Here is a 20,529-nt window from a genome sequence, read left to right on the forward strand (position 1 = left end):
ACCTGCCAGATGGGGCCTCTGGTGATGAGCGAGCCTGCGGGCTCGCGACTCGCCCCTGGGGCCCGCTCTTGGCGCGCAGCAGACGGGGAACTGATTGACATGACTGACTCAAACACAGTGGCTGCCCAGCAGCCCGCTGGCCGCGTGGCGTTGGTCACCGGCGGCATTGGCGGCATTGGCACAGCAATCTGCCGACGTCTTGCGCAAGACGGTTGGCGTGTGGTTGCAAACCACCACCCGTCGGAGCAAGAGGCTGCCCTCGCCTGGCGTAACGATCTGGCTGGCGAAGGTCTGAAGGTCGACACCATCGCTGGCGATGTCTCTGACTTCGAGGATTGCGCGCGGATGATCGCCGCGATCAAAGCCGATCAGGGGCCGGTTTCGGCGCTCATCAACTGCGCCGGCATTACCCGCGACAAGACCTTCAAGAAGATGGATGAGGCGCAGTGGCGCGCCGTCATCGACGTCAATCTGAACAGCGTCTTCAACGTCACGCGTCAGGTCTGGGAAGACATGCTCGAAGCCGGTTTTGGGCGCGTGGTCAATATCTCCTCGGTGAACGGGCAGCGTGGGCAATTTGGCCAGGCCAACTATGCTGCCGCCAAGGCTGGCATGCACGGCATCACCATGACACTAGCGCAAGAAGGTGCTTCAAAGGGCATCACTGTCAATACCATTTCCCCCGGCTATGTCGAGACGGCGATGACCTTGGCCATGCGTGACGACGTGCGCGAAGCCATCGTCGCCAGTGTGCCGATGCGCCGCATGGGCCGACCGGAGGAGATTGCTAGCGCAGTCGCGTTTTTGGTCGATGAGGCTAATGGCTATGTGACCGGTGCCAATCTACCGGTCAATGGTGGCCTGTTCATGCATTAAAGGGTTTAGTGCCCTGATGGGCCGCATTCGCGGCCCATCGACTCAGTGTCCTCCTCGTCTCTCTCCCAAGAGACATTTCGGCCTGGCATCCCTTTGCCGGGCCTTTTTTATGGCTTTGCTTGGTCGATGGGATCTGTGCCATGCCCATCATGCTTTTCGAGCAGATTGTCCGGCGGTAGCCCAGAGCGGCTCGGGGTGCGTTGATGCAGCGCGGCCTTAGCAATGAGGTGCGCGCTGACCGGTGCCGTGATGAAGAGGAAGAGGGCGACCAGCACCTCATGCAGCGAGACGCCTTGATCGTGCCAACTGAAGTAGACCCCGGATGCGATCAAGAGGCTGCCGACACCGAGCGTGGTCGCCTTGGTTGGGGTGTGTAGCCGCTCGTACAGATCGCCTAAGCGAACCAGTCCATAGGAACCGAGCAAGGTAAAGCTGGCGCCGATCAGGATCAGTAGCGCGACGACGATCTCGATCAGCAGCGATGCAAGCTCCATAGTCACTCGATGATGTCCCCGCGTGTCAGGAATTTGGCTAGGGCGACGGTGCCGACAAAGCCAAAGAGGGCGATCAGCAGCGCGGCTTCGAAATAGAGGCTGCTAGCTAGCTTGATGTCGAGGAGGACCAAGAGCGCGATTGAGTTCACATAGAGGGTGTCTAGCGCGAGGATGCGATCGGGCTGATCCGGGCCGATGATCAGCCTCCACAGTGACAGCAGTAGTGCCGCGGTCACCATGAGAAAGCCAACCGCGAGCGCGAGGTTCAGGATCGGCCCGATCTCGGCCAGTTCGTTCATCGCCTTGTCTCCGTCAATGCCGTGTCTTGATCGCTGGGGGGGTGACTCAGGTCTCGCCCCAGCTCGGGTTAAGCGTCACGCATGCATCAGGTCTGTTCCAGTGCATCGAGCAGCGGTTGCTCATAACGTTCACGAATCTCGGCAATGGTTGCTTCGGGGGTGTTTCCCTGCAGCGCATGGATGATGAGCTCGCTGCGGTCTGGGCTGAGTGAGGCTGAAACCGTTCCCGGTGTCAGGGTGATGATATTCGCCAGTAGGCTGATGCTGACATTACCCTGTACGCGCAGCGGCATGCGAATAAAGGCCGGCTGGATGCGCTCCTGAGGGCCAATAATGAGACGTGCGACCGCGATGTTGGCGATCAGGATATCCACCAGCACGGTGCCGGTGAGTCGCAGCAGCAACAGGGGCCGTCGGATATGGATCTGAGCAACCCAGAAGCGCGCGGTATAGAGCGGGATCAGCCAAGCGAGCAGTATGCCAAGGAGGATCTGCCCAGGGCTGAGCGAGTTGACCAGTAACAGCCAGAGGCCGAGCAGCATCAGCGACAGGATCGGGTGTGGTAGCTGTTTTTTCATCGGTTGATCAATGCTTGCCCGAGCCTGGCGGCTCGCCGTCGGGCGCCGCCTCGCCGTCAACAAGCGTCTTGCTCTCGAGGACCGCCTCGATGTAGCCCGCAGGGTTCAGTAGCTGAGACGCCGCTGCTTCGGTATAGCGGTAGATCGGACTGGCCAAGATGACGTAAAGCAGGCTGATGCTAGCCACTGCGGCTACCGGGACCAGGTGAGCCCCGTTGGGCAGGGTGGCGGCACCGGCATGGGTGTCGGTCTTGAAGAACAGGGTGCTGCCGGCGCGCGCTAAGGCCATCAGGGTTAACAGGCTGGTGCTGAGGATGATGGCCATGATCCAGACCATTGCGGGTGAGTCAAAACTAGCCTTTATAATCAAGACCTTGCCGATGAAGCCGGAGAGTGGCGGCACACCGGCAACCGCTAAGGCCAGCACCAAGAAGAGGCCACCGAGCAGGTTGGCGGCTGGCAGCATCGGGCCGGCGCGTAGCTGGTCGGCAAAGTCCCCTCGCGTCCGGGCGACGTTCTCGGTCAGCATGAACAGGGCAGCGGTGACGAGAGCGGATTGGAAGCTGTAATAGAGTCCGGCGCTGATGGCTGCCTGGCTGCCAAGGCCAAACGCGGTCAGGATGCTACCGCTTGAGATCACCACCAGATGCGCGACTAGCAAGGCCAGGTGGCGGCTGGCCAAGACGCCGATGGTGCCGACGAGGATAGTGAGCAGACCAAGCACCAGCAGCCAGGGTTGCACCAGGTTTGCGAGCGGACCGGCCTCGGCGCCGAAGATTAGGCTATCGACGCGGATGATCGAATAGGCACCGACCTTGGTCATGATGGCGAACAGGGCGACTGAGGCCGGCCCAGCGGCCGAATAGGCGCCCGGCAGCCAGAGGTGCAGAGGCACCAAGGCCGCCTTGAGCGCAAAGACTAGGAACAAGAGCAACGCAGCGGCGCGCACCGGGCCGACATGCTCCGGCGCCAGCGCGGCGACCCGTAGCGAGAGATCGGCCATGTTCAGGGTGCCGAGCACACCATAGAGGGTGCCGACGGCGAACAGGAACAGGCTCGAGCCGACCAGATTAACGATAACGTAGTGCAATCCGGCCTTGCTGCGAGCCGCACCGCCGCCATGCAGGAGCATGCCGTAGGAGGCGATTAGCAAGATCTCGAAGAAGACGAATAGGTTGAACAGGTCGCCGGTCAGGAAGGCGCCGTTCAGGCCCATGAGCAGGAATTGGAACAGGACGTGGTACTGGCGCCCGCGCCGATCACTGCCTTGGATGGCGTGCATCATGGCGAACAAGGCGAGCACCGACGTCAGCGTCACCATTGCCGCCGAGAGCCGATCAGCGACGAGCACGATGCCGTAAGGCGCGCCCCAGCTGCCCAGTTGGTAGACCAGAAGCTCGCCATTCACCACCTGGAGCAGGAGTCCAAGCGAGACCGCCAGCAGCAACTGTACACCGAGCATGCTGATGGTGCGGCGCAGTGGCGTCGCGCTGCCGCGCAACAGCACCAGCAGGATGCCGATGAGTAAGGGCACCAGGATGGGCGCGATGATCAGATGCTCGCCAAACAGGCTCATGGCGGCTCGTGTCCGTCGACGTGGTCGTTGCCGAGGTCAGCGCGTGCGCGCAGTGACAAGACCACGACGAAGGCGGTCATGCCAAAGCCGATCACGATGGCGGTCAACACCAGCGCCTGAGGCAAGGGGTCAGCATAGTCGGTTCGGTTTGGCTCGAGGATCGCCGGTACACCAATACTCAGGCGTCCCATAACGAAGAGGAACAGGTTCACAGCATAAGACAGCAGCGTGATGCCAAGCACGACAGGAAAGGTGCGTGCACGCAGGAGCAGGTAGATGCCGCAAGCCGTGAGCAGGCCAATGACACCAGAGATGAGGGCTTCCATCAGCTGTTGAGGTCGGGGTTGGGGGGCGCGGCTTTAGGCTGCACCAGGCCAATGCGACCCAGCCGGATCAGAATCACTAGGGTGATGCCGATCACCACCATCATGACGCCGAGATCGAACAGCATGGCCGAGGCCAGCTCGATATCGCCGATGATGGGCAGGTGCAGATGACCGTGAGTCGAGGTTAGGAAGGGGTAGCCGAAAGACCAGCTGCCAAGACCAGTGGCAGTAGCGATGAGCAGGCCCAGACCAATCAGCGGATGCAGCTCGCCAGAGAGGCGCGGCTTGGTCCAGGCGATGCCGTTGGCGAGATACTGCATCATCAGGGCAACCGCGATGATCAGTCCGGCAATGAATCCACCGCCCGGCAGGTTGTGTCCCCGCAGGAAGATGAAGACCGCGACCATCAATGCGAGCGGCAGCAGCAGGCGCGAAAAGGTGGCCAGGATGAGGGGATGGGCATCACTGCTCCAGGGCCGGCCTGCTGAATCACTGAGCGGCGCTGGCAGGTGCAGATCGCGCAGCATCATATAGATACCGATGGCAGCGATGGCCAGTACGGTGATCTCGCCTAGGGTGTCGAAGCCACGGAAGTCGACCAGGATGACATTGACGACGTTGGTGCCACCACCGCCGGGTAAGCTGTTCTCGAGTAGCCAGTTGGAAATGCTGTCGTAAGGGCGGGTCAGCACCGCCCAGGTCAGTAGCGCGGTGAGCCCGCCGCCGAGCGTTGCCAGCAGCAGATCGCGCAGCTTACGCGGCAGCGAGGATTCGCGAGGAGTGTGTTTGGGCAGGAAGTGCAGCGCCAACAAGAGCAGAATGATGGTGACCATTTCGACTGCGAGCTGGGTCAAGGCCAGGTCAGGCGCTGAAAACTTGACGAAGGCAAGCGCGACGATCAGTCCCACCACGCTCAGCATCACCAGCGCAGTCCAGCGCCGCCGGTGCAGGATCACTGTGCCGAGAGCGCCGACGGCGAGGCAGATGGCGGCAGCGATGCTGACCGGATCAAGTGGCGTCAAGGCGGTGCGGCCGTGCACTGGCATGCCCCAAAAGCCGATCAGCAGCATGATGGCCGCGGCGATGAACAGGATCGCCAGCATGAGCTGCAGTGAGCGACGATGGATCAACTGATCGAGTGCGCGACTGCTCCAGAGCAAGGCGCGCTCAAATCGCTCGAACAGGGCGCGTGCATCGATGTTGCTGAACAGCTGCTCGTGCCAGCGGAACAGGGGCTGGCGAATCCAGTAGATCAGCGCCCCGCCGGCCAGCGCTAGCATGCTCATGCCGAGTGCGGGGGTAAAACCGTGCCAGACCTTCAAGCTGTAGTCTGGTGTGGCCTCTTGGAGAACGGCGCCGACCGCCGTGCCCAGCAGTGGCCCGAAGGTCAAGCCCGGAAAGATGCCAACGGCAATGCAGATGACGACCAGCACCTCGACCGGCACTAACATCCAGCGCACAGGGTCGTGGGGTTGCCGGGGCAGGTCGGTTGCGGTGCCGTTGAAGAAGACATCATGGATGAAGCGCAGCGAGTAGGCGACCGCCAGCGCACCCGCAATCGTCGCCAGCACCGGCAACAACCAGAAGCTTTCGGCGAAGCGGGCCATGTAGACGGTCTTCTCGAAGAACATCTCTTTCGACAAGAATCCATTCAGCAGCGGCACGCCGGCCATCGCAGCGGCGGCAATCATCGCCAACAGGCCGGTTTGCGGCATGAACTTCCAAAGTCCAGCCAGGCGGCGCATATCGCGCGTGCCAGCCTCATGGTCGATGATGCCAGCGGCCATGAACAGTGACGCCTTGAAGGTCGCATGGTTCATGATGTGGAACACGCCAGCGACCGCCGCCAAGGGTGTGCCAATGCCGAACAGCAGCGTGATCAGGCCGAGGTGGCTGATGGTCGAGTAGGCCAGCAGGCCCTTGAGATCATGTTTGAAAAAGGCGTTATAAGCACCGATCAGCAGCGTCAGCAGGCCGACGGGGGCGACGATCCAGGTCCAGGCCTCGGAGCCGGAGAGCGCCGGGAACAGCCGCGCGAGCAAGAACACGCCGGCCTTGACCATGGTCGCCGAGTGTAGGTACGCACTCACTGGCGTTGGTGCCGCCATCGCATGCGGCAGCCAGAAATGGAACGGAAACTGGGCCGACTTGGTGAACACCCCGAGCAGGATCAGCACCAGTGCCGGCACATAGAGCGGATCAGCATGGATACTCTTGCCCGCGGCCAGCACCGCGCTGAGGTCGTAGCTGCCGACGATCTCACCGAGCAGGAGGATGCCGCCGAGCAAGGCCAGCCCACCGCCACCGGTGATCGCGAGCGCGATGCGCGCGCCTTGGCGGGCATCCGCACGCTGGCGCCAATAGCTGATCAGCAGGAAGGAGCTGATGCTGGTGAGCTCCCAGAACATCAGCAATTGGATCAGGTTCTCGGACATCACCAGTCCGAGCATGGAGCCCATGAACAGCAGCAGATAGGCGTAGAAACGGCCCATCGGGTCCTGCTCCGCGAGATACCAGCGCGCGTACAGGATCACCAGCAGGCCGATGATGAGGATCATCAGCACAAACAGCAGCGCCAGGCCATCGAGCCGGAAGGCGAGCGACAGCCCGAGCGCCGGGAACCAGTCCAGCTGCCAGATCAGCGTCTCGCCCTGCATCACGGCCAAGCCCGGTACAACCACCAAAGCCAGTGCTGACAGGGCAACGCCACCGGTAACCCAGGCCGACCAGAGGCGGCCGGAGGTCATGGCCCAGGGCGGTAGCATGGCACCGATGAAGGGGATCAGAACGATCAGCGGGAGGCTGTTCATGCGTGGAGGCGGGTTTAGATGCCAATTTAGAGGCTAGCGCGGCTGTCAATCTTGTCGGTCGATAAATCCAGCAGCAGGCCGCATAGGATCTCTCTCACGCGCTGTTCCTGAGCGCAGTGCTTTCCTTTGCGCGCCGCGGCAAAGAACTTGGCTAGAGCCTTATGATCCTCGCTGTCGAGGGCCTCGGTGAAGCCACGTTGCTTCTTCGGGGCCTGATCCGGAACCCGGTTGGGTGCGCTTTCATCGGCGGCTTGCCGGCCATGCGCCCAGTTCATCGCGCGTGCGCAGTAGAGGATGCTGCGGTCGAGCAAGATGAACGGGAAGCGTGGGTTGGAGACCGGACCCAGCGTGAAGCGCTCAACGCCAAGCGTGCGTTGAATATCGAGCTTGGCCAGCTGCGAGGTGCCGAGCACCCCGAGCACACCACCCAAGCCAGCGCCGATGAGGGTGCCGGCGCCGAACGAGAGACCGCCGACGCCAAGGTCGATGGCGCCGCCGGTCGCCGCGCCGGCGGCGGCACTGGCGAGCACCGTCTGATGCCGGTTGAGACCGAGATGGCGCTCGACCTCGTCGGAGAAGAGGTCTTTCACCAGCAGAGAGCCCGGTGGGACGTTCCAGACGTTGTGTTTGAAGTGCCCCCGGATCTCGGCCTGTGCCTCGTTTTCGAGTTTGCGCAGTCCATCCTGCAGGCTCTCGGTGAGGCGCTGGCGAATCGCCTCGCGCTCTCGATCCGAGCCGAGCTCATTCGCCTTGACGATCTTGACTACCTTGAAGGTCAAGGTTTTGCGCAGTAGCTCTAGGATGCTATCCACGCTGTGATCGATGCGCCGCCGCCAGTCGCGCTCGAACGCGCGCACGGTGCCATGCAGCATCGGCTCCCAGCGCTGATCGATGGCCTTGAGGGCGTTCAAGAGGGCGATGCGCTCGGCATAGGTGGCGCGATGCGCGTTGAATTCGCGTACTGAATTGAACGACTTATTCAGCGCATCCTGCCAGGCCGCCATGTGCTTGGTGTTGCTGGTCAGGTTGTTGAGGATGGCCATGCGTGGCCGTCCCGTGAGGCGCAGCAACTCCATTTCGGTGCGGTCTTTCTCTTTGATGCGCTTGGAGCCATCGACCACGAGGATGATGCCGGCGCCATCGGCGAGCGGCTGCATCAGGGCGCAGTCGTGACTGTAAAGCCGGTCGTCGGCATGCGCGTCAAGAAATGCGCGCGGGAGGTCGATCTCAGTTGGATGACGCTGGAACCATTCGAGGATATCGGTCGGATTCTGAAAGCCGGGAGTATCGACGAATCGCATCACCGTCTTGCCATCGATATCAACCGGATATTGGTCGGAGCGCGTCGTGGTGCCCGCGCGCTTATCGATGGCGATGCGGTCGTTCTCGGTCAGCGTCGCCACGACCGACGATTTTCCGGCGTTGGGATGACCAACGATGGCGAGTGTTGGAACCTGCGCTTCTATCATGGGGCCTCATCATCATCAGGCGGCGAGAGCATGACCAGGCGCAAATAAGGATCGCCCATCTGGTCGATCTTGCGCTGCCAATCGGCAAAGTCGAAATCGCTCAGTGGTGGCAGCGGATCATCTTCGTCGTCGTCTGGATCGCCAATCAGCGCCACTAACACCTGGGCCTGCTCGCCAGCGGCGGCGCGGATGCTGCGCAAAAAGCGGAGGTTTTCCGTGATCGGCGGTTGCGAGCCATCCTGGATCAGGGCGATCCGGGGAGGTGGCGCGCTCCAGATCGCATGGCTGATCAGGTCGACAGTCTGATCGGTCATCGCGCGACCACCCCCGAAGGTCGCCGCAGCGGCGACACGCCAGCCGGTCTGGCTGCGCAGCAGCTGCTGCAATCGAGCATGATCCTGTTGCTCCAGCAGGTCGGCGACATCGATGTGCAATAGGAGTATGCAGGCATCGGCATCAACAGTGACCTGCTCCTCTGGGGTTGCCTCAGACTCGGCCGCGATGGGCACGAGGCTGGTCGGATCGCTGATCCTGTCCGGTTGCTCAGGTGGCGTTGATGGAGCTTCAGCTTCCGGCTGGGGTGCTCGTGTCGGCGAGGCGGGCGTCGGCTTGGATTCATCCGCTGCCGGCTGAGGCGCTGGTTGCGGGCTTGGCGAGGGGGATTGCTGAGGCCCGGGTGCTGAGCGCGCTTGTGATGGCTCGGCAGAGGGCCTGTCGGCCTTGCTGGGAGGCGATGTCGGGTTCGCCTCGGTCTTCGGCGGTCGGGGCGCCGCGGTTGGCCTGCTGAGCGGCTTGAGCGGCGCCGGAATGGGCATCTCCAGGCCCTCGCCAGCAGGCACCACTTTGGTTTCGAGGCTCGGCGTGATCATCCTCGCGTAGGGCGCCTGAGCGGACTGATGGGTAAAGGGCAAGGCTGCCAGCGCCCGTCGCTCCTTGAGCCTCGAGAAGCCGAGCAGGACGATGCGCGGTAGCAGGCCGTAGGTCAAGACCGATAGCACCAAGAACCAGCGCCAAGAGCGAAGATGACCGGCGTCGAGCCCGTAGAGAGGGTCTTTTAGGCTGATGCGCGTTCCTGCGATCTGATCCAGCGTTGGCAGGCCGACCCCTTCACCTAGCAGCCAGCTCCAAGGCAGTGCGATCAGGCGCGTAAGGCCTTGAATGGTCTCGGCGCTCACGTTCATCGCCGATCCCCAGCCGAAGCCGAGATCCGCGAACCAGATCAGGGCCATGGTCATCAGGATGGCGCCGATGTTGAAACCGATTCCAAACACCTGCGCTGGAATCAGCACCGGCAGGTAGCTCGCGGGTCCGTAGAGTGCAAAGTTGGCCTGCAGCAGGCCTTGCCTGGTCTTGGCGCGCTCCTGGAGGTCCGGCGGAACATGGGTGACGCGCTGCTTTTGTACCCAGCGCGCGGCTCGGGTGAACAGTGGTCGCAATACCTGGCCCAGAAAAGAGATGTCCTGGGTGGCGCCCTTGACCAGCTTGGAGCGACGGCCATACCAGAGGCTGATCGTGGTGCCGACCAGGATCAGCTGCAGCAACACGAGCCAAAAGAGATACCAAGAGACGTTGACAGGATGATCGCCTTCGTATTGCAGCAGCGTTGAAGCAGCGCCGAGGCCGATGGCGAAGCCCGTCAGGCCCATCGTCATGGCGACAAAGCGTTGCGCACGTTTGAAGGCCTGTCCGGGGAGCAGCTCGGCGATCTCTGCCTCTTCCTGACCTCGGCGCCGCTCGAGCCACCAACGCAGGGCTAGATTCCGATGCCGAGCGGTATGCGCGTCCGTATCGCCGATCACCGGCTCGATCTGTTCCTTGTAAAGACGGCGGTCGCGCTCGGCAAGCTGCTTGCGCGCGGAGGGGTGTTCGCGCAGCAGTTGCTCGTCCTCGCTGACGTAGTAGTCGAAGTCGATCAGGTCCGGGATGCGCCAACGTAGCGATCCAGGCTTGCCAACATGAGCGCCTTTTTGAGTTGGCGCGAGACGCCTGAGATGAAACACCATTGAGGTAAAGCGTGCGACTGACCGTTTAAGAGGGCTTGCCCGGATGGCTTAACAGGGCGGTGCGTCCAGCATGAGGGCGCCGCCGATCACCAACTGTGGGCGCAAGGTATACCGCCCTTGGTCTGTGGATCAAGCGCCACACCTCCCTCGGTACCTCGCTTGATACAGGGCAATCGACGTGAACGAATTCCATGGTCGATGCTGGCACATGGAAAAATCCGGCTGCTATACTGTCATGCATGATTGACATCAGCGCGAGTTGACACTTTGACCACCGATCCACCCCCAGCCGGGACCATTGCAGCGCATGCGCTGCATCCAGTGCGCAAGCCTCACGCCGTGATCATCGGCAGCGGCTTCGGCGGACTCGCTGCGGCGATCCGTTTGGGTAAGCGCGGTTATCGGGTCACCCTAGTCGAGAAATTGGATGCCCCGGGTGGTCGAGCCTATGTGCACGAGATCGATGGCTTCAAGTTCGACGCCGGCCCAACCATCATCACCGCCCCCTTTCTGCTCGAAGAGCTTTGGCAGCTGTGTGGCCGCAGCTTTAAGGATGAGATCGACCTGCGCCCGATGGACCCCTTCTATCGTATCCGTTTCGATGACGGAGTGGTATTCGATACCAATGGCGATGCCGATGCGATGCGCGCACAGGTGGAGCGTATCGCGCCTGAGGATGTTGCCGGCTATGACCGCTTTATCAAGGCGAGCGAGGAGATCTTTAAGGTCGGCTTTGTCGAGCTTGGCCATGTCCCCTTCACGGACTGGCAAGATATGGCGCGCATTGTGCCTAAGATGGTCGCGCTGCGCAGCTACCGCAGCGTTTATGCAATGGTCTCGCAGTATGTGAAGAACGAGCGGCTGCGCGTGGCGCTGTCGTTCCACCCGCTGCTGATTGGCGGCAATCCGTTCACTGTCACCTCGATCTACACGCTCATCTCCTACCTTGAGCGCCACTGGGGCGTGCACTCGGCCATGGGCGGCACCGGCGCCATCATCAATGGGCTGGTCGATCTGATACGCGGACAAGGCGGAGAGCTGCGCCTGAAGGCCGAGGTCGCTGAAATCACCGTCGTCGCGGGCAAGGCGACTGGCGTCAAGCTGAAGGATGGCGAGCAGATTGCCGCCGATGTGGTGGTCTCCAATGCCGATGTCGCTTGGACCTACAAGCATTTGTTGCCGGGTATCGAGCGTCAGCATTGGACCGATCGCAAGCTCGACAAGGCGCGCTATTCGAACGGGCTGTTCGTCTGGTACTTCGGCACCAAGCGCCGTTATGAAGACGTGAAGCATCACAGTATCCTGCTCGGGCCGCGCTACAAGGGTCTGTTGAAGGATATCTTTGATCGCAAGGTGCTGGCGGACGATTTCAGTCTCTACCTGCACCGGCCTACCGCGACCGATCCATCGCTAGCGCCCGAGGGTTGCGATACCTTCTATGTGCTGGCCCCGGTACCGCACCTGGATGCCGATATCGACTGGTCGGAGCGCGCAGAGCCCTATCGGCGCGCGATCTCGGCCTACCTTTCCGACACCCTGCTGCCTGGTCTTGAGGATGAGCTGGCGGTGTCTTTGATCACCACACCTAAGGACTTCGAGCAGCGTCTCTGCTCGGTCAAGGGTGCGGGGTTCAGCCTTGAGCCGGTGCTGATGCAGAGCGCCTGGTTCAGGCCGCACAACAAGAGCGAAGAGGTCGAGCACCTCTACATGGTCGGCGCTGGTACGCACCCGGGGGCGGGTGTGCCCGGCGTCATCTCGACAGCCCGAGTACTGGATACGGTGGTCCCCGATGCCTCTGTTTTTGCGTGAAACCCAAACCTCAGAAGCAGCTGATCTCGCTGCTTGTCGGCAGATGCTAAGTACCGGCTCCAAGTCGTTCTTTGCCGCATCTTTCTTCCTGCCGAAGATGATCCGCGATCCAGCGGCGGCGCTCTATGCGTTCTGCCGTGTCGCCGACGATGCGATCGACGAGCAGTTGGATCAACAAGCAGCCCTCGAGCAGCTGCGTGAGCGGCTCGATCGCGTGTATCAGGGTCGACCGTTGCCGCTAGCTTCTGATCGTGCCTTTGCGGCCACGGTCGAGCGCTTTGACGTGCCGCGTGCGCTGCCGGAAGCCTTGCTCGAAGGTTTCGCCTGGGATGCGGAAGGACGTGCCTACGAGACCATTGAAGGCGTACTCGACTACTCAGCGAGGGTCGCCGCTGCGGTAGGCGCGATGATGACCGTCATCATGGGGGTGCGGGCGCCGAGCGTACTGGCACGCGCCTGTGATCTCGGCACGGCCATGCAGTTGACCAATATCTGCCGCGATGTCGGTGAAGATGCCCGCAATGGTCGCGTCTACCTGCCCAAGGCCTGGCTGCGGGCGGAAGGCTTGGATGTCGAGGCCTGGTTGGCCAATCCGACCTATAACGATGCCGTTGGCGCCGTCATTAAGCGGGTGCTGGACCTGGCGGAGGAGATCTATCAGCGCGCCGAATCCGGCATCGCAAAATTGCCAGTACCCTGCCGACCCGGTATTTACGCTGCTCGTCTGCTCTATGCCGAGATTGGTCGCGAGGTGGCACGCAACGGTTATGATTCCGTGACAACGCGCGCGGTTGTGCCGCCGGGTCGGAAGGTGACACTCTTAAGCCGAGCGGTTGTGGCGACCCCCTTCCCGGGCCGAAGCTGCGAGGAACAGGCTCTGCCTGAGAATCAGTTTTTGGTCAGCGCAGCGGCGGCTAAGGCGCGTCCGGAAAGGTCTAGGGCGGTGGTTTTAGGATCTGGCCAGGGTGCCAGTCAGCGCCAGGCCGTTCAAGAGAGTCCGCAATCGGTCGGTGAGAAGTTGATCTGGGTCCTCGATCTATTTGCGACCCTCGATGAGCGTCAGCGGATGGCGTCCCTCGGTCAGGATGGCGGTCTGATGCGGGTGTCTACTGGAGGAGGTTAATCGTGAGCTATTACATTGGCTTTGTGGCGCTGCTGCTCGGCGTTTTCTACTTTTGGCGCAGCGCGCAGCATCGTAAGCAAGTGATCAGCGCCCGCGAGCGGGCAAGCGCCAATGGTGGTCAGGTTGAGATCGATCCTGTCTGGTCCGCAATGGGCGTCTCCTTCATGCCCTTCATCCTATTCTATGGGGCCTTCGCGTCGCTATTGCTGATCGGTGGCTTCTTTCTCTCGGATCTGAAGATGTATCTCTCGCTGTTCGATCTGTTCGGGCTTTTGACACTGATCGTCGCCTATACCGGCTGGATCTTGATTCGGACCCATTACAACAAGCTGGGGCTGGATTTCGCGAGCGGCTAGGGGCTCATCAGGCCGAGATCGCGCTATGCAGAGACCGGTTGCTTGGCGCTCACTGCTCATCGTTGAACGGTTTTGCATTGGCGCGAAGCACTGCTCTAAGGGCTCATCTAAGGGCGCCTGCTCCAGGGCTCTCGCCGCCAACTACCCGCCTGATAGACCAGAATCTCGCCGCAGTCGTCGTGCCAGTCGGAGAGCACCTGCCGCAGGACTGGCTGGCCATCCAGATGGATCAAATGGTCCCGCGGCCGATGGGTATGGCCGTGGATCAGCCGCCGGACCTTGAAGCGACGCATCTGGCGGATGACGGCGCTGTCATTCACATCCATGATCTCCTCGGGCTTGGCCATCATGGCCTCCTTGCTGCGCTGGCGATAGCTTGCGGCGATGCGGCGGCGTTTGCTCAGGGGTGACCAGAGAAAGAGTTGTTGCGCGATCGGATTGCGCACCCGCCGGCGAAAGCGCTGATAGGCCAGGTCGTCGGTGCAGAGTCCATCTCCATGCATCAGTAAGACGGGCTCGCCGCTGAGCTGGATCAGGCAGGGGTCGGGGATCAGTTCGCAGCCGGTCGTCCGGGCAAACCGCCGGCCGAGCAGAAAGTCGCGATTGCCATGCATGACCAGACAGCGCCTATGTTGTGCCGTCAGGCGCTGGAATGCGAGGCGCACCTCGGGTAATGGGTCGTCATCATCCCCGATCCAGGCGTCGAAGAGGTCGCCCAGAATGTATAGTTCGCTGGCTCGGGGAGCGCGCTGCTCGAGAAACTCGATGAATAGCCGGGTAAGTGCGGGTCGCTGCGGCGAGAGATGTAGGTCGGAGATGAACAGTCTCTCGCCTGTCGTCGGCTTCGCCTCCGCCGAGACCTGGTCCGCACCGGCAGGGTGCGGGGGCGGCGGCTTGCGCTGCTGAGGTGACATCTGCTGATTCGGCGATTGTCGGAGACCCTGCGGATGCCAAAAGACAAGCCGTTACTCAATCAAGGATCGCGGCCTTTTCGATGATCACATCGTCGACGGGAACGTCTTGGTGTCCTTGACGGCCGCCGGTCTTGCTGTTCTTGATGGTGTTGACGACATCCATGCCCTCGGTGACGCGGCCGAAAACACAATAGCCCCAGCCGTCTTGTCCTGGGTGATCAAGGAAGCTGTTGTCTGCCACGTTGATGAAGAACTGCGATGAGGCGGAATGCGGGTCATTGGTGCGCGCCATGGCGACTGTGCCAACCGCGTTCTTGAGGCCATTGTTGGCTTCGTTTTGGATCGGTGCGCGGGTGGGTTTCTGGGCGAAGTTGACGTCCATGCCGCCACCCTGAATCATGAAGCCGTCGATCACGCGATGAAACAGCGTGCCGTCATAGTGGCCGTCGCGCACGTACTGCTCGAAATTGGCCGCGGTGGCGGGAGCCTTGTCGTGATCGAGCTCGATCAGGATGTCGCCGTGGTTGGTCTGAAGTTTGATCATGCGTATCTCCTAGGTTTGACGCTCAGCTTATCAAAAATGGCCGTTAGATTCGCCCATTGGCTCTCCTGAGAAGCCCCGGCCCTGCTCAGGCGCCGTCGCATGCCGGGTCGAACGGCGGTTCGTCGTCACTGAATCTGTCTCCTTGTCGTCTCCCCCTCCGCTCAGATTGGAGCTTGCCCGATGTTGTACATCCACAATAGCCTGACCCGCCGTAAGGCGCTCTTCCAGCCGATCGAGCCCGGCAAGGTCCGCATGTATGTCTGTGGTATGACCGTCTACGACTTCTGCCACCTCGGTCATGCGCGTGTGCTCGTGGTCTTCGATGTGATCTACCGCTGGCTGATGCGCAGCGGCTTTGAGGTCACCTATATCCGCAATATCACCGACATCGATGACAAAATCCTGGCGCGCGCGGCGGAGAACGGCGAGGCATTCAGCGATCTGACCCAGCGCTTTATCGGCGCCATGCACGAGGATGCGGCCGCTTTGGGCGTCCTGCCGCCGGACGATGAGCCGCGGGCCACCGCGCATATCGACGAGATCCTCGCCATGATCGAGCGGTTGATCCAGAACGGGCATGCCTACGTCGCCGAAAATGGCGATGTCTATTATGCGGTCGCAAGCTTTCCTGGCTATGGTCGTCTCTCTGGTAAGGACCCCAAGGATCTGCGCGCTGGTGCTCGGGTCGAGGTCGGCGATGCGAAGCGTGATCCGCTTGATTTCGCGCTCTGGAAGGCTGCCAAGCCGGGCGAGCCGGCCTGGAAGGCGCCCTGGGGCACCGGTCGTCCGGGCTGGCATATCGAGTGCTCGGCGATGTCTACCTGCCGCTTAGGTAACCATTTCGATATCCACGGCGGCGGTGCGGATTTGCAGTTTCCGCATCATGAGAATGAGATTGCCCAGTCCGAGGGGGCCACGGGGGAGCCCTTTGTCAACGTCTGGATTCACAACGGATTCGTCCGCGTCAACGATGAGAAGATGTCGAAGTCGCTCGGCAACTTCTTCACCGTGCGCGAGATCCTTGAACGCTATCAGCCTGAAGAGGTGCGCTATTTCATCCTCAGCAGCCATTACCGCAGCCCCCTCAACTATGACGACAGCCAGCTTGATGGCGCCCGCGCCGCGCTGACTCGTCTCTATACCGCGCTGCGTGGGCTGCCCGCGGCAGAGGCGACTAGGGGCGAGCAGGCGCGCGAGCGCTTTACAGCGGCGATGGACGATGACTTCAATACCCCGGAGGCACTCGCCGTGCTGTTCGATGTCGCGCGCGAGATCAACCGGCTGCGTGAGACCGACCTCCTGGCTGCGGCGGCGCTCGGCGCCGAGCTACGCGCGCTGGCGGGCGTGCTCGGCCTGCTCGAGCAAGCTCCCGAGGCCTATCTAGGTGGCGAAGGGGCGGCACGGACATCGGGACCGAGCGATGCCGAGATCGCGGCACTGATTGCCGCGCGGGCCGAGGCGCGGCGAGCACGCAACTTTACCGAAGCTGATCGCATTCGTGATCAGCTGCAGGCGGCGGGGATTCAACTCGAGGATGCTGCCGGCGGCACTCGCTGGCGGCGCGGGTAAAAGGCAGCCGAAGATCCGCCGTTACCGGCCCCTTGTCTAGTCGCGCTAGCATTGTGGCGCAGGCCTTGAGCCATCAAACTCAGCGTTTGTCGGCGAGGTCAGCAGCCTGCAAGGTATTCTCCAACAGGCTGGCGATCGTCATGGGGCCGACCCCGCCGGGCACCGGAGTAATCCAGCTCGCTTGCTCGCGGGCGGCGTTGAAATCGACATCGCCGCAGAGCCTGCCTTTCGCATCGCGATTCATGCCAACATCGATCAGAATGGCGCCAGGCTTAATCCAATCACCGGGCACGAACCGCTCACGGCCAATTGCCACCACAAGGATATCAGCCGCCCGCGCCTTCTCGGCAAGGTGCTTGGTCCGGCTATGACAGAGGGTGATGGTGCAACGCGCCGCGAGCAGCTCCAGAGCCATGGGCCGCCCAACAATATTCGACTGACCGATCACGACTGCATCCAAACCTTCCAGTGTTTGTCCGGTGCGCTCAAGCAGCGTCATCACGCCCTTGGGTGTACAGGGGCGCAGCACCGGCATGCGCAACGACAGCCGACCGATATTATAAGGATGGAAGCCGTCGACATCCTTGGTCGGCAGGATGCGTTCGATGATGGTCTCAGGGTCGATCTGTGTCGGCAGGGGCAGCTGCACCAGGATGCCGTGGATGGCCGGATCGGCGTTCAGGGCATCGACGACTTCGATCAGCTCGTCTTGCGAAACACGGGTAGGAAGTTCATGCAGCTCAGAATGGAAACCGATCTCGACGCAGGCCTTGCGCTTGTTGCGCACATAGACCTGCGAGGCTGGATGCTCGCCGACCAGGACGACGGCTAAACCAGGCGCGGGCTTTCCAGCTTGCAGGCGTTCCGCCACCTTCGACGCCACCTCGGCGCGCACCTCGGCCGCAATCGCCTTGCCGTCAAGAATCTCTGCACTCATCTCCGCTGTTCTCCTACCCATGATCGCCGATGTTGGCCAGTACGTAATCCTAACCGCTGTCGCAGCATCGATGCACTGGTCTAGCGGGGGCATCCTTGGTGTATTGACGCCAAAACGCACAAGGCGTACCCTACTCGGCTTAGCGCGAGTATCGGTGCCAGCATCTGTCAGTTGCTTGCCACCACGAGATTCGCCTTCGGGGTATAGCGCAGTCTGGTAGCGCGCCTGCTTTGGGAGCAGGATGTCGGGGGTTCGAATCCCTCTACCCCGACCACTTTTCGGTCCTCGCGGCTTGGGCTGCGTCAGTCGAGTCGCTTGAGATCCGCCCCCGCAGTCGCGAGCAGGGCTTCGCAAGGCGGCAGCGACTGGTGGAATGAGCGCCCGTAGCTCAGCTGGATAGAGCAACGGCCTTCTAAGCCGTGGGTCGCAGGTTCGAGTCCTGCCGGGCGCGCCAAACGCCCCATGATAGGGGGCTAAACTTGACAGTAGGGGTCGAATAGTCGAGCTTTGCTCATGCTGATCAGCTTGCCACAGGCGGATCAGCTATCTCAGAATCAACGGCGGACGTAGCTCAGCTGGTAGAGCACCTGGTTGTGGCCCAGGCGGTCGTGGGTTCGAGCCCCATCGTTCGCCCCATCTCATCGACGACGATCAAATGCCTGCCCTTTGGTATCGGCTTTGTGTTGATCCATCTGCCCTTGGTCAGCGTCTTGTCCTAAACCCCTCGGACACTTCTTTCCGCCGCCAGGCTGCTGCTGCGCGACCCTTCCGCGGTCATTTCGATGCCTGGCGCAAGCGGCGTCGGACGATGAACGCCCCAGCATCTCGTTGCCGAGCGCATTGCGTCGGACGGACCTGCACGTTGCGTCCTCCCCAGGCGTGGGCCGCTATCCCTAAGGCGATACCTTGGCTATCCTTGAGTGAGATCGAGCAATAGGATCGCCCCTTGTTGCAGGCATCAAGTGAGTTCTCGGCATGAGGAGCGTAGGGCTCTCATCTTGGATGGCTGCACAGTGCTCACCTTGTCAGGCCTGAACGCCGTCAGCCCATCGCCCACGGACACGAGGAAGTGTGTCTTCCAGAGTGATCTGGATCGCGGTTTTAGCCACAGGACCGCTGAGGCTGAGATGCGGGTCTACGCCTATCCGAAGATCGAATGCGGAATCTCATGAGAGCGAGGCCGGGCGACGCTGATGTGGGCCCTGCAGAGGGGGCCTGCAAGCTGTAGGCGCCTTCATCTGTCTGAGGGTATCGCAGTCAAGGTGATGGTCGTCGGCTCTGGCGTTGGTGCCTGTTGGCAATTGCGCGGTAGCCACTGAGCGAGCAGGGTGTGAAGATCTTGGCGTTTCACGGGCTTGGAGATGAAGTCGTTCATGCTCGCTGACGGTTGATGCGTGCTCGGCCGATGGCCCGCAGCCTGCGTGAACGGCTTCAGCCGGGAGGAGCGCTGAGATCAGGACAGGCTGCTTTTTGACTGTCTGCGTCGGCAGTCTGCTTGAGCGGGGGGCGTGGCCTGCGCAGTCGCACATAAAGACTGGCGAAGAACAACAGGATATTGATCGCGCCGACGACGACAAAAGGCGCGCGCGGATCGACCGCATCGAATAGGCGCCCTCCGGCCAGGGTGATCAAGAGGATGCCGAAGGCGCCCGAGATGTTAAAGGCCCCCAACACCGAGCCGCGCTTGGTGACAGGCGCCTCTTGGCCGATCAGCGACTGAGCGGCAAGGAAGACGCTGATCTGACCGATGCCGAGCAGGACGTAGAACAGGATGCCGATGCGCTCAAGCGGGTTGTCGAGCAGCAGCAGTGAGAGGTTGCCGATGGCGGCAAGGACCATGCAGATGGCGAGCCCGGTTGCCCGATCGAGTCGGTCGAGGATGGGGCCGAGTACGGGTGCCCAGACCAGCGCCGAGATCTGGGCGATGACGAAGATCAAGGTGCCATTCATGACGGCCTCAGCAGAGCTCATGCCGGCGGCCTTGCCGGCGAGTGTGCCCCAAAGGATCAGGAAGGTGGCGTTGACGGACTGGTCTCCACGGGCAATGAAGGCGGCCGAGTAGGCAAGTGCAACGCGCGGATTGCGTGCCTCGGAGAAACCGCTGATGAACAGTTGCCGGACGCTCGGACGCTGTTCGCGCGCGACCGGAACCCCTGCCTTGAGTCCGAGCCGAACCACAATGGCCGCGAGCACACAGACGCCAGCAACGGCGAAGTGGGTGATACGCCCAGCGGCCTCGCCATCGTAGCCCGCGGCGACCAACTGTTCGGGTAAGGCGCCGAAGCCCTGATTGGTGAACACGATCCCGAGCCCGCTGAGCACGCCAATGATCGCGACCAGCTTGCCGCGGGACTGCTCAGCCGGATAGTCGACGAGCACCGTCGAGAGAGCCCCAGCGACGGCGACCACTCCCAGGCCATAGAGGATGCGGTAGTAGTAGAGTGCGTCGACGGTCTCGGCCAAGGGGTAGAGCACATAGGTCAGCGCTAGCAGCAAAAAGCCAACCGCGTAGACCGAGCGGCGGCTGATCCGATCGATCAGGATGCCTGCGGGCAGGAAGAACAGCAGCGTGACGATCTCGGTCCAGAACACTAGGTCGCCGCTGATCGCGCCCTGCTCGGATTCTGGGACCCCCAGATGCTCATTGAGGACATAGGTCTGGCCGATGGTGACGAAGGTCATCATGCCAATCGTCAAGAAGGCGGCGACCAAGAAGCTCCAGCCGTGCCGACGCTCGACGCTGGGGGCCAGGATGATGGGACCGAGCTTGATCTCGGGGGTGTGGTTCATGGTCAGCCAGCTCGCGTGGCGATTGCCCGAATCAATAGGGGCAACGGGGCTTGGGG

General features: G+C 61.8%; 17 protein-coding genes and 3 tRNA genes. 8 read left to right on the forward strand and 12 right to left on the reverse strand.

Features of this window, described 5'->3' with window-relative positions:
• Window positions 1-99 precede the first annotated feature (99 nt).
• Window positions 100-876 (forward strand): acetoacetyl-CoA reductase, encoded by a 777-nt coding sequence (gene phbB, locus VBE63_RS05120; protein WP_323681922.1) that lies wholly within the window; start codon window positions 100-102, stop codon window positions 874-876.
• Window positions 877-983: 107 nt separating this feature from the next.
• Here phbB and VBE63_RS05125 read toward each other — a convergent pair whose 3' ends face one another.
• The 8 genes from VBE63_RS05125 to VBE63_RS05160 form a co-directional block, all read right to left on the reverse strand.
• Window positions 984-1,370 carry a Na+/H+ antiporter subunit G gene (locus VBE63_RS05125; protein ID WP_323681923.1) on the reverse strand — a complete coding sequence of 129 codons (387 nt, stop codon included), beginning with the start codon at window positions 1,368-1,370 and terminating at the stop codon, window positions 984-986.
• A gap of 2 nt (window positions 1,371-1,372) precedes the next feature.
• Window positions 1,373-1,669, reverse strand: coding sequence for a K+/H+ antiporter subunit F (locus tag VBE63_RS05130; RefSeq protein ID WP_416274505.1), 297 nt, complete (start codon window positions 1,667-1,669; stop codon window positions 1,373-1,375).
• An 86-nt stretch (window positions 1,670-1,755) separates the two neighbouring features.
• On the reverse strand, window positions 1,756-2,247 hold the full coding sequence (locus VBE63_RS05135; RefSeq protein WP_323681925.1) for a Na+/H+ antiporter subunit E: 492 nt from the start codon (window positions 2,245-2,247) through the stop codon (window positions 1,756-1,758).
• 7 nt (window positions 2,248-2,254) lie between these two features.
• Window positions 2,255-3,823, reverse strand: a complete 1,569-nt coding sequence (locus VBE63_RS05140) for a monovalent cation/H+ antiporter subunit D (protein ID WP_323681926.1) — start codon at window positions 3,821-3,823, stop codon at window positions 2,255-2,257.
• A complete protein-coding gene (locus VBE63_RS05145; RefSeq protein ID WP_323681927.1) occupies window positions 3,820-4,149 on the reverse strand; it encodes a Na+/H+ antiporter subunit C in 330 nt (109 codons plus the stop codon). Before VBE63_RS05145 ends, VBE63_RS05140 begins: the two co-directional genes overlap by 4 nt.
• Complete coding sequence (locus tag VBE63_RS05150; protein WP_323681928.1) at window positions 4,149-6,959, reverse strand: monovalent cation/H+ antiporter subunit A; 2,811 nt, start codon at window positions 6,957-6,959, stop codon at window positions 4,149-4,151. The genes VBE63_RS05145 and VBE63_RS05150 overlap by 1 nt, the downstream gene beginning before the upstream one ends.
• 26 nt (window positions 6,960-6,985) lie before the next feature.
• Window positions 6,986-8,428, reverse strand: a complete 1,443-nt coding sequence (locus VBE63_RS05155; RefSeq protein ID WP_323681929.1) for a GTPase/DUF3482 domain-containing protein — start codon at window positions 8,426-8,428, stop codon at window positions 6,986-6,988.
• Window positions 8,425-10,431 carry a DUF2868 domain-containing protein gene (locus VBE63_RS05160; RefSeq protein ID WP_323681930.1) on the reverse strand — a complete coding sequence of 669 codons (2,007 nt, stop codon included), beginning with the start codon at window positions 10,429-10,431 and terminating at the stop codon, window positions 8,425-8,427. The genes VBE63_RS05155 and VBE63_RS05160 overlap by 4 nt, the downstream gene beginning before the upstream one ends.
• A gap of 267 nt (window positions 10,432-10,698) precedes the next feature.
• Between VBE63_RS05160 and VBE63_RS05165 the strand changes: the two genes are divergently transcribed.
• The 3 genes from VBE63_RS05165 to VBE63_RS05175 are packed head-to-tail and all read left to right on the forward strand — an operon-like array spanning window position 10,699 to window position 13,719.
• Window positions 10,699-12,240 (forward strand): phytoene desaturase, encoded by a 1,542-nt coding sequence (locus tag VBE63_RS05165; protein WP_416274506.1) that lies wholly within the window; start codon window positions 10,699-10,701, stop codon window positions 12,238-12,240.
• A 43-nt stretch (window positions 12,241-12,283) separates the two neighbouring features.
• Window positions 12,284-13,363 (forward strand): phytoene/squalene synthase family protein, encoded by a 1,080-nt coding sequence (locus VBE63_RS05170; protein WP_323681931.1) that lies wholly within the window; start codon window positions 12,284-12,286, stop codon window positions 13,361-13,363.
• A 2-nt stretch (window positions 13,364-13,365) separates the two neighbouring features.
• Entirely contained in the window at window positions 13,366-13,719 is a 354-nt protein-coding gene (locus VBE63_RS05175) for a hypothetical protein (protein WP_323681932.1), read from the forward strand.
• Window positions 13,720-13,826: 107 nt separating this feature from the next.
• Here VBE63_RS05175 and VBE63_RS05180 read toward each other — a convergent pair whose 3' ends face one another.
• Both VBE63_RS05180 and VBE63_RS05185 read right to left on the reverse strand, forming a co-directional pair.
• A complete protein-coding gene (locus VBE63_RS05180; protein WP_323681933.1) occupies window positions 13,827-14,633 on the reverse strand; it encodes a UDP-2,3-diacylglucosamine diphosphatase in 807 nt (268 codons plus the stop codon).
• A gap of 55 nt (window positions 14,634-14,688) precedes the next feature.
• Window positions 14,689-15,177 carry a peptidylprolyl isomerase gene (locus VBE63_RS05185; RefSeq protein WP_323681934.1) on the reverse strand — a complete coding sequence of 163 codons (489 nt, stop codon included), beginning with the start codon at window positions 15,175-15,177 and terminating at the stop codon, window positions 14,689-14,691.
• 180 nt (window positions 15,178-15,357) lie between these two features.
• Here VBE63_RS05185 and cysS point away from each other — a divergent pair, with 180 nt between their 5' ends.
• Window positions 15,358-16,746: a cysteine--tRNA ligase gene (gene cysS, locus VBE63_RS05190; RefSeq protein WP_323681935.1), complete on the forward strand. Its 1,389-nt coding sequence runs from the start codon at window positions 15,358-15,360 to the stop codon at window positions 16,744-16,746.
• A 79-nt stretch (window positions 16,747-16,825) separates the two neighbouring features.
• Here the strand turns inward: cysS and folD are convergent, their stop codons facing one another.
• Window positions 16,826-17,683 (reverse strand): bifunctional methylenetetrahydrofolate dehydrogenase/methenyltetrahydrofolate cyclohydrolase FolD, encoded by an 858-nt coding sequence (gene folD / locus VBE63_RS05195; RefSeq protein ID WP_323681936.1) that lies wholly within the window; start codon window positions 17,681-17,683, stop codon window positions 16,826-16,828.
• 197 nt (window positions 17,684-17,880) lie between these two features.
• On the opposite strand from folD, the gene VBE63_RS05200 reads away from it, so the two are divergent.
• From VBE63_RS05200 to VBE63_RS05210, 3 genes are all read left to right on the forward strand, one after another.
• Window positions 17,881-17,957 (forward strand) — tRNA-Pro (locus VBE63_RS05200).
• Window positions 17,958-18,060: 103 nt separating this feature from the next.
• Window positions 18,061-18,137: transfer RNA gene (locus tag VBE63_RS05205), tRNA-Arg, on the forward strand.
• Window positions 18,138-18,243: 106 nt separating this feature from the next.
• Window positions 18,244-18,319, forward strand: a tRNA-His gene (locus tag VBE63_RS05210).
• A gap of 795 nt (window positions 18,320-19,114) precedes the next feature.
• Here VBE63_RS05210 and VBE63_RS05215 read toward each other — a convergent pair.
• Entirely contained in the window at window positions 19,115-20,473 is a 1,359-nt protein-coding gene (locus VBE63_RS05215) for an MFS transporter (protein WP_323681937.1), read from the reverse strand.
• Window positions 20,474-20,529 lie beyond the last annotated feature (56 nt).

Source organism: Lamprobacter sp. (genome assembly GCF_034860625.1).
Lineage (GTDB): Bacteria > Pseudomonadota > Gammaproteobacteria > Chromatiales > Chromatiaceae > Lamprobacter.

Coding starts and splice junctions, on each gene's coding strand:
- phbB (WP_323681922.1), top strand. CDS start 100: ATGACTGACTCAAACACAGTGGCTGCCCAGCAGCCCGCTGGCCGCGTG.
- VBE63_RS05125 (WP_323681923.1), bottom strand. CDS start 1,370: ATGGAGCTTGCATCGCTGCTGATCGAGATCGTCGTCGCGCTACTGATC.
- VBE63_RS05130 (WP_416274505.1), bottom strand. CDS start 1,669: ATGAACGAACTGGCCGAGATCGGGCCGATCCTGAACCTCGCGCTCGCG.
- VBE63_RS05135 (WP_323681925.1), bottom strand. CDS start 2,247: ATGAAAAAACAGCTACCACACCCGATCCTGTCGCTGATGCTGCTCGGC.
- VBE63_RS05140 (WP_323681926.1), bottom strand. CDS start 3,823: ATGAGCCTGTTTGGCGAGCATCTGATCATCGCGCCCATCCTGGTGCCC.
- VBE63_RS05145 (WP_323681927.1), bottom strand. CDS start 4,149: ATGGAAGCCCTCATCTCTGGTGTCATTGGCCTGCTCACGGCTTGCGGC.
- VBE63_RS05150 (WP_323681928.1), bottom strand. CDS start 6,959: ATGAACAGCCTCCCGCTGATCGTTCTGATCCCCTTCATCGGTGCCATG.
- VBE63_RS05155 (WP_323681929.1), bottom strand. CDS start 8,428: ATGATAGAAGCGCAGGTTCCAACACTCGCCATCGTTGGTCATCCCAAC.
- VBE63_RS05160 (WP_323681930.1), bottom strand. CDS start 10,431: ATGGTGTTTCATCTCAGGCGTCTCGCGCCAACTCAAAAAGGCGCTCAT.
- VBE63_RS05170 (WP_323681931.1), top strand. CDS start 12,284: ATGCTAAGTACCGGCTCCAAGTCGTTCTTTGCCGCATCTTTCTTCCTG.
- VBE63_RS05180 (WP_323681933.1), bottom strand. CDS start 14,633: ATGTCACCTCAGCAGCGCAAGCCGCCGCCCCCGCACCCTGCCGGTGCG.
- VBE63_RS05185 (WP_323681934.1), bottom strand. CDS start 15,177: ATGATCAAACTTCAGACCAACCACGGCGACATCCTGATCGAGCTCGAT.
- cysS (WP_323681935.1), top strand. CDS start 15,358: ATGTTGTACATCCACAATAGCCTGACCCGCCGTAAGGCGCTCTTCCAG.
- folD (WP_323681936.1), bottom strand. CDS start 17,683: ATGAGTGCAGAGATTCTTGACGGCAAGGCGATTGCGGCCGAGGTGCGC.
- VBE63_RS05215 (WP_323681937.1), bottom strand. CDS start 20,473: ATGAACCACACCCCCGAGATCAAGCTCGGTCCCATCATCCTGGCCCCC.